The 7773-nt window shown below is 58.3% G+C and carries 10 protein-coding genes and 4 tRNA genes; all 14 read right to left on the bottom strand.

Going from position 1 to position 7773, the window contains the following annotated elements:
- Positions 1 to 8: 8 nt before the first annotated feature.
- Entirely contained in the window at positions 9 to 377 is a 369-nt protein-coding gene (gene rplL / locus IB274_RS23210) for a 50S ribosomal protein L7/L12 (protein ID WP_017516430.1), read from the bottom strand.
- 76 nt (positions 378 to 453) lie between these two features.
- Positions 454 to 954 carry a 50S ribosomal protein L10 gene (gene rplJ, locus IB274_RS23215; RefSeq protein WP_015475313.1) on the bottom strand — a complete coding sequence of 167 codons (501 nt, stop codon included), beginning with the start codon at positions 952 to 954 and terminating at the stop codon, positions 454 to 456.
- A gap of 202 nt (positions 955 to 1156) precedes the next feature.
- On the bottom strand, positions 1157 to 1852 hold the full coding sequence (gene rplA / locus IB274_RS23220) for a 50S ribosomal protein L1 (protein ID WP_015475312.1): 696 nt from the start codon (positions 1850 to 1852) through the stop codon (positions 1157 to 1159).
- The gene (gene rplK / locus IB274_RS23225) at positions 1852 to 2283 is read right to left on the bottom strand and encodes a 50S ribosomal protein L11 (RefSeq protein ID WP_024767122.1); all 432 of its coding nucleotides are present in this window, start codon (positions 2281 to 2283) and stop codon (positions 1852 to 1854) included. Before rplK ends, rplA begins: the two co-directional genes overlap by 1 nt.
- A 120-nt stretch (positions 2284 to 2403) precedes the next feature.
- Positions 2404 to 2937 (bottom strand): transcription termination/antitermination protein NusG, encoded by a 534-nt coding sequence (gene nusG, locus IB274_RS23230; protein WP_192435063.1) that lies wholly within the window; start codon positions 2935 to 2937, stop codon positions 2404 to 2406.
- A gap of 9 nt (positions 2938 to 2946) precedes the next feature.
- Positions 2947 to 3315: a preprotein translocase subunit SecE gene (secE, locus tag IB274_RS23235; protein ID WP_192435065.1), complete on the bottom strand. Its 369-nt coding sequence runs from the start codon at positions 3313 to 3315 to the stop codon at positions 2947 to 2949.
- Between the two features lie 44 nt (positions 3316 to 3359).
- Positions 3360 to 3435, bottom strand: a tRNA-Trp gene (locus IB274_RS23240).
- A gap of 53 nt (positions 3436 to 3488) precedes the next feature.
- Positions 3489 to 4682, bottom strand: coding sequence for an elongation factor Tu (gene tuf / locus IB274_RS23245; RefSeq protein WP_054910987.1), 1194 nt, complete (start codon positions 4680 to 4682; stop codon positions 3489 to 3491).
- A gap of 83 nt (positions 4683 to 4765) precedes the next feature.
- Positions 4766 to 4841 (bottom strand) — tRNA-Thr (locus IB274_RS23250).
- 19 nt (positions 4842 to 4860) lie between these two features.
- A tRNA-Gly gene (locus IB274_RS23255) sits at positions 4861 to 4934 on the bottom strand.
- A 26-nt stretch (positions 4935 to 4960) separates the two neighbouring features.
- Positions 4961 to 5045: transfer RNA gene (locus IB274_RS23260), tRNA-Tyr, on the bottom strand.
- Positions 5046 to 5186: 141 nt separating this feature from the next.
- Positions 5187 to 5867 carry an SPOR domain-containing protein gene (locus IB274_RS23265; RefSeq protein WP_192435067.1) on the bottom strand — a complete coding sequence of 227 codons (681 nt, stop codon included), beginning with the start codon at positions 5865 to 5867 and terminating at the stop codon, positions 5187 to 5189.
- Positions 5868 to 5876: 9 nt separating this feature from the next.
- Positions 5877 to 6626, bottom strand: coding sequence for a pantothenate kinase (locus IB274_RS23270; RefSeq protein ID WP_192435069.1), 750 nt, complete (start codon positions 6624 to 6626; stop codon positions 5877 to 5879).
- A complete protein-coding gene (birA, locus tag IB274_RS23275) occupies positions 6616 to 7560 on the bottom strand; it encodes a bifunctional biotin--[acetyl-CoA-carboxylase] ligase/biotin operon repressor BirA (protein WP_192435071.1) in 945 nt (314 codons plus the stop codon). Before birA ends, IB274_RS23270 begins: the two co-directional genes overlap by 11 nt.
- Between the last annotated feature and the right edge of the window lie 213 nt (positions 7561 to 7773).

Raw genomic sequence — 7773 nt, forward strand, 5'->3', positions numbered from 1 at the left:
GTACGAACTTACTTGAGCTCGACCTTGGCGCCTGCTTCTTCCAGGGCTTTCTTGGCAGCTTCGGCTTCTTCTTTCGAAGCGCCTTCCTTGACCACACCCGGGGCGCCGTCAACGACAGCCTTGGCTTCTTTCAGGCCCAGGCCGGTCAGTTCACGAACGACCTTGATCACGTTCACTTTCTTGTCGCCAGCTTCGGCCAGGACGATGGTGAACTCGGTTTGCTCTTCAGCAGCGGCAGCAGCCGGGCCGGCAGCAGCAACGGTAGCGGCAGCAGCGGTAACGCCGAACTTCTCTTCCATCGCCTTGATCAGTTCAACGATCTGCATGACGGACATTTCGGATACGGCGGAGATGATGTCTTCGTTGGTCAGAGCCATGACTCTAATTCCTGTATTGGGTGACGGCCTAAGGCCATCGAATTAAACAAAAAAGGTTGAAAGGAGATGCCGAGCCTTAGGCTGCGGTAGCTTCTTTCTGATCGCGAATTGCCGCCAGAGTACGAGCCAGCTTGCTGGTAGCGCCTTGGATCACGCTCATCAGCTGTGCAACAGCTTCGTTGTAGGTCGGCAGGGTCGCCAGCACGTCGATCTGATTGGCTGCGAGGAACTGACCCTCGAACGCGGCCGCCTTGATCTCGAACTTGTCCTGACCCTTGGCAAACTCCTTGAAGATGCGAGCGGCAGCGCCCGGATGTTCGTTGGAGAAAGCAATCAGGGTCGGGCCCTTGAACACGTCGTTGAGCACTTCAAACTGAGTGCCTTCAACGGCGCGCTTGAGCAGGGTGTTACGTACGACTTTCACGTACACACCAGCTGCGCGGGCCTCTTTACGGAGTCCGGTCATAGCGCCGACAGTCACGCCGCGTGCATCAACCACGACAGCGGACAGACCGGCTTTGGCAGCCTCGTTGACTTCAGCGACGATGGCCTTCTTGTCTTCGAGTTTAATTGCCACGGGTTTACTCCTGGATGTTACCGATTCGTCCAGCCGGAGCCGGACGGCGTTTTGGTGTCTGATTCGGTAAACGAATCGGGAGCACCATCTGCGTAGGCTTGAGGTTTAAGGCTTGCGCCGCCTACGGTCTTGGATAGCCCCCGCCAGGCAGGGACCCCAATACCTGCGAGCAGTGGGCGAACCCACCACTCGACTTAGTTCATCAGCCTTCCAGCGAAGCCTGATCGATCTGCAGACCCGGGCCCATGGTGGTGCTCAGGGTTACGCGCTGAACGTACACGCCCTTAGAGGAGGACGGCTTCAGACGCTTCAGATCGCTCAGCAGCGCTTCCACGTTCTGCTTCAGCTTGACCGGCTCGAAGTCGATCTTGCCAACGGAAGCGTGGATGATGCCGTTCTTGTCGGTACGGAAACGTACCTGACCGGCCTTGGCGTTCTTGACAGCGGTAGCGACGTCCGGAGTGACGGTGCCGACTTTCGGGTTCGGCATCAGACCGCGCGGGCCCAGTACCTGGCCCAGCTGGCCAACAACACGCATGGCGTCCGGGGAAGCGATGACGACGTCGTAGTTCAGGTCGCCGGCTTTCATTTCGGCAGCCAGCTCGTCCATGCCAACCTTGTCTGCACCAGCAGCCAGGGCAGCTTCAACACCAGGACCCTGGGTGAAGACGGCAACGCGTACGGATTTGCCGGTGCCGTTCGGCAGAACGGTGGCGCCACGTACGACCTGGTCGGATTTACGCGGATCAACGCCCAGATTGATGGCGATGTCCACGGACTCCTTGAACTTGATGGTCGACAGCTCGGCCAGCAGCTTGGCGGCATCTTCGAAGCCGTATTGCTTGCCCGCTTCGATCTTCTCGGCGATAGCCTTTTGACGCTTGGTCAGCTTAGCCATTACACACCCTCCACGTTCAGGCCCATGCTGCGCGCGGAGCCAGCAATGGTGCGTACGGCAGCGTCCAGGTCAGCAGCGGTCAGGTCAGCTTGCTTGGCCTTGGCGATCTCTTCCAGTTGAGCACGGGTAACGGTGCCGACTTTCTGAGAGTTCGGACGAGCGGAGCCGCTGGTGATGCCAGCTGCTTTTTTCAGCAGGACGGCAGCGGGGGTGCTCTTGGTTTCGAAGGTGAAGCTACGGTCGCTGTAAACGGTGATGATCACAGGAGTCGGCAGACCCGGCTCTTGGCCTTGGGTCTTGGCGTTGAACGCCTTGCAGAATTCCATGATGTTCACGCCGTGCTGACCCAGAGCCGGGCCGACGGGCGGCGACGGATTGGCCTGGCCGGCCTTAACTTGCAGCTTGATGTAAGCCGTGATTTTCTTAGCCATTTGCTACTCCAAATGCGGGTCAAGCGCCCTGTCGGGCTCCCCGGTTGCTTTCGCGTTTTATCCCAAGGACGACAAAACCCCGCAGCCTAGGGCTGCGGGGTGTGGGATTCAATGTGCCAGTTAAACTTTCTCTACCTGGCTGAACTCCAGCTCTACCGGGGTAGAGCGACCGAAAATGAGCACAGCGACCTGGATGCGGCTCTTGTCGTAGTTAACTTCTTCGACGACACCATTGAAGTCTGCGAACGGACCGTCGATGACTCGAACAGTCTCACCCGGCTCGAACAGGGTCTTCGGCTTCGGCTTGTCGCCGCTATCAGAGACACGACGCAGGATGGCATCAGCCTCTTTATCGGTGATCGGCGCCGGCTTGTCAGCGGTACCACCAATGAAGCCCATGACGCGAGGAGTATCCTTGACCAGGTGCCAAGTACCCTCGTTCATATCCATCTGCACCAGGACATAGCCTGGGAAGAATTTGCGCTCACTCTTGCGCTTCTGGCCGTTCCGCATCTCCACAACTTCTTCAGTGGGGACGAGAATCTCACCAAACCCATCTTCCATGCCGGCCAGTTTGACCCGCTCGATCAGCGAGCGCATGACATGCTTCTCGTAACCCGAGTAGGCATGCACAACGTACCAACGCTTAGCCACGGAACACCCTTAACCTACAATCATGGAAACCAGCCAACCCAGCAGGGAGTCGAGCCCCCAAAGCACCAGCGCCATTACCAGCACTACTGCCACTACGATCAGCGTGGTCTGAGTTGTCTCTTGACGAGACGGCCATACAACCTTGCGAATCTCGGCGCGAGCTTCTTTAGCCAAAGTAAAGAATGCACGCCCCTTGACGGTCTGCAGCGAAACGAAGCCTGCAACAGCCGCCATCACGAGAATACCGAGAACGCGATAGAAGATCGGTTGCGCGGAGTAGTACTGATTGGCAACCACAGCCACCACCACCAGCACTACAACCACAAGCCACTTCAAGAGATCGAGGCGCGACTCTTTGGCTTCTACCTTCGCATTCATCTGCTAGGAATCCCGTTTAAAGAAGTGCCAGATCTTGAAAAATCTGGCAGGCCAGGAGGGAATCGAACCCCCAACCTGCGGTTTTGGAGACCGCCGCTCTGCCAATTGAGCTACTGGCCTAGAACAAAGTCAGGCCGACCATTATGCCGGCCCGAGAAGAAAAGATCAATCGATTACTCGATGATCTTGGCAACCACGCCAGCGCCAACGGTACGGCCGCCTTCGCGAATCGCGAAGCGCAGGCCATCCTCCATGGCGATCGGAGCGATCAGGGTGACAACCATTTTCACGTTGTCGCCCGGCATTACCATCTCGACGCCTTCCGGCAGTTCGCAGTTGCCGGTTACGTCGGTGGTACGGAAGTAGAACTGCGGACGGTAGCCTTTGAAGAACGGGGTGTGACGACCACCTTCTTCTTTGGACAGCACGTACACTTCGCACTCGAACTTGGTGTGCGGCTTGATGGTGCCCGGCTTGGCCAGAACCTGGCCACGCTCTACGTCTTCACGCTTGGTGCCACGCAGCAGTACGCCGACGTTCTCACCAGCACGACCTTCGTCGAGCAGCTTGCGGAACATTTCAACGCCGGTGCAGGTAGTTTTGGTAGTCGCCTTGATACCGACGATTTCCACCTCTTCCTGGATCTTGACGATGCCACGCTCAACACGGCCAGTTACCACGGTGCCACGGCCGGAGATCGAGAATACGTCTTCGATCGGCATCAGGAACGGCTTGTCGATGGCGCGCTCGGGCTCGGGGATGTACGAGTCCAGGGTTTCCACCAGCTTGCGCACGGCGGAAACGCCCATCTCGTTGTCGTCCTGGCCGTTCAGGGCCATCAGAGCGGAACCGATCACGATCGGAGTGTCGTCGCCCGGGAAGTCGTAGGTGTTCAGCAGATCGCGAACCTCCATTTCGACCAGTTCCAGCAGCTCGGCGTCGTCAACCATGTCGGCCTTGTTCAGGAACACGACGATGTAAGGAACGCCTACCTGGCGGGACAGCAGGATGTGCTCGCGGGTCTGCGGCATGGGGCCGTCAGCAGCCGAGCAAACCAGGATCGCGCCGTCCATCTGGGCAGCACCGGTGATCATGTTCTTTACGTAGTCGGCGTGACCCGGGCAGTCTACGTGAGCGTAGTGGCGTACCGGCGAGTCGTATTCAACGTGAGAGGTGTTGATGGTGATACCACGAGCCTTCTCTTCCGGCGCATTGTCGATCTGATCGAAAGCGCGAGCGGAGCCACCCCAGGTCTCGGAGCAGACCTTGGTCAGAGCAGCGGTCAGAGTGGTTTTGCCGTGGTCAACGTGACCGATGGTGCCGACGTTTACGTGCGGCTTGTTACGCTCAAATTTTTCTTTAGCCATCTTGACCGCCTCCCGTAAGGAATTGAGAAAGTCACGTCACCATTAAAACAAAGGCAGATATTTTCATATCTGCCTTTGCGAGATGGAGCTCATGAGCGGATTTGAACCGCTGACCTCACCCTTACCAAGGGTGTGCTCTACCAGCTGAGCTACATGAGCAAGACATCAGCAACAAACTTGGAGCGGGTAGCGGGAATCGAACCCGCATCATCAGCTTGGAAGGCTGAGGTTCTACCACTGAACTATACCCGCGGAGCTTGCAGCTCACGCTTGAAAACTGGTGGAGGGGGAAGGATTCGAACCTTCGAAGTCTGAGACGTCAGATTTACAGTCTGATCCCTTTGGCCGCTCGGGAACCCCTCCGAGTGAGGCGGCATTCTACAGTCTGCCACCGCGTTGTCAACTGTTTTTCTTTAAAAAACTTGAGCTTAGCTCGCTGACAACAGCCTCAAGTGACTCCCCTTTGCAGGTGACTCCTTTGAAGCGGGCGTCATTCTATTCAAACTATTGAGGGCTTGCAACGCTTTTACACTGCATTGTTTGCTTTTGCAGCTCAGGGAAGTCCGGAGCCAGTTGGCGCACCAGGGAATCATCCACCAGGCGCCCGCTTTCCGGGGCTACCTGAGCCCAGTAATCATGCTGCGAGCGAGCCAGCTCACGCACCAGGGCATCATAGCCAGCAGACTTCAGGCGCTCTACGACACTATCCGCGGAGTCCTTGCGCTGGAATATGCCCAGGGAAATCCCGTCAGTGAGATCTCCCTCGGTGATGATGTAGCTGTCGATCTTGCGCGCCTGCAGCTCGCGCAACTGCCACAACGATGCCTGTCGCGATGCCAACGGCGGCAAATAAACCCAGTAATCGACACCGGCCGCAGCGTCAACAGCCTGCACCGAAGCCTGAACATCCAGGCTCAGCAAGCGCTGGACTAGCTGCCGGGCGCGATCTTCTGCCGGAAAGCTGCCCAGATAGATGCACGCGGACGGGGGAGCAGCCACCGTTTTTTCTTCCACCGGACGGCGCCGAGGCGCCTCGGCAGACTCGCTGAGCAGACGAATATTCTTCTGCTCGGCATGGAACAGGCTGAGCGGCGCGATCTCTTTTGGACGAAGCGGTGCCTGCTGTTGATGCCAGACGAAATAGAGCACGTTGAGGACAAGCAGGAAGAGGAAGAACCAACGCATCGATCAGACTCACTCGATCGGACAGGCAAGCGCCAGGCCGAGAAATACCAGATCAGGAAGCACCACAGCACGCGCAGACTCATCCTTGACTAGCTCGGCATCGCCCCCTGTCAGATAGACAGCGCAGTCATCACCCAGCAGCTTGTTCGCAAGATCGATCTGTTCCCGCACAAACCCACGCAGCATCAGCACACAGCCGCGCTCCACCGCTTCGGAGGTTTCCTGGCCTGGCAGCAGATTCTGCAGCGCTTCATTAGCAGCCTCATCGTCATAGCGAATACGGCGCGTATGCGTGCGCAGCTGGCTGCGCATCAGGGGCATGCCGGGAGCTATATAGCCGCCCAAGTGCTTGCCGGAGGCATCGACCAGATCGGAAGTGACCGCCGTACCGAGATCGAGCACCAGGCAACCACGCCCCGCCAGACAATGGCCGGCCACCAACGCGAGCCAGCGATCCATCCCGAGGCGCTGGTACTCACGGTAGCCATTTAGCACTCCGCCCAACTCTGTCGCCGGCGCCGCAATCTGCACCGCAATGGGGAATGCACTTTCCAGACCGACACGAAGCGCTTCCGTTTCCTGCTCACTGCGCACGCTGACCATACGACAATAGCGAATGTCCACCACTTCGCTGGCCTGCAGTTGAGCAAGCAGCCCCTGATCAGAATCAGCGACGCCACCAGCGACGGTCACCAAGTCGTGCTTCCTAACCACCCGCCACTTGATCAGGCTATTTCCGCAATCCAACTCAAGAATCATCCGACAACCTCAGACTCAGCTCGCCTCCGCTGTAGCTCTGCTCCTTGCCATCCACCAGGAGACGCAGCGCGCCTCTTTCATCGATGCCGAGGGCACGCCCAACGATATTATTGGCGACAGTGGACAGCGTGACTTGCCGCCCCTGCCATAGATGAAGAGACTCCCACTCTTCGCGACTGGCGGCGAAGCCGCGCTCGCGATGACGGGAGAGCGCATGCGCAAGCTGTGACTCCAACGCCTGCAGCAATTCATTGCGATCAACCTGGCCGCCCTGCACCTCTCGAACCGAAGTCCAGGGCTGATCAATGGCGTAAGCCGTGCGCATGTTCACATTGATACCGATACCGATGGCGACGCTACAGATGTCAGCGGGATCGCCAGTCAACTCCAACAGGATACCGGCGATCTTCTTGCCACCGACCAGGACGTCATTGGGCCACTTCAAGCCGACATCCTTTACGCCCAGCGCCTGGATGGCCTTCGCTACCGCGAGACCAACCACCAAACTCATCCCCTCCAATTCCTGCGCACCACCGCGCACGGTGATGCCGAGGGTATAGTAAAGGTTGGAGCCGAAGGGGCTTTCCCACTGCCGCCCTCGCCTCCCTCGCCCTGCGGTCTGCCGCTCACCCAAGACGGCGAACGGCGCCACAGCGCCGGCAGAGAGGCGCCGCAGGACCTCAGCGTTGGTGGAATCGATCGAAAACAGGACATCGAGAGGCCACGGGCCGGAATCGGACCTGGGCGAGATGATGCTAAGAGGCTCTTCCAGGCGGTAACCACGGCCGCGAACGCGCTGCACGACCATACCGTAGTCACGCTCAAAGCCCTCAAGCCGCTTCCAAACGGCACTCCGACTTACCCCGAGGAGAGCACCCAGCTCTTCTCCGGAATGAAAGCGGCCATCGCTCAGCAATTTCAGCAAGGTCTGCATATCACCCCCCGCAACAGTCAGGCACGCATCATATAGAGGCATGCCTGAATTGCCTACGCAGCGATGTCCCGACTTTCCCGCGCGCCAAAGCAAAACCCCCGGCCAGCGAAGCTGACCAGGGGTCTTGGGATAGGAGCTTGACGATGACCTACTCTCACATGGAGAAACTCCACACTACCATCGGCGATGCGTCGTTTCACTACTGAGTTCGGG

Source organism: Pseudomonas sp. PDM18 (assembly GCF_014852585.1).
In the GTDB taxonomy this organism is placed as follows: domain Bacteria; phylum Pseudomonadota; class Gammaproteobacteria; order Pseudomonadales; family Pseudomonadaceae; genus Pseudomonas.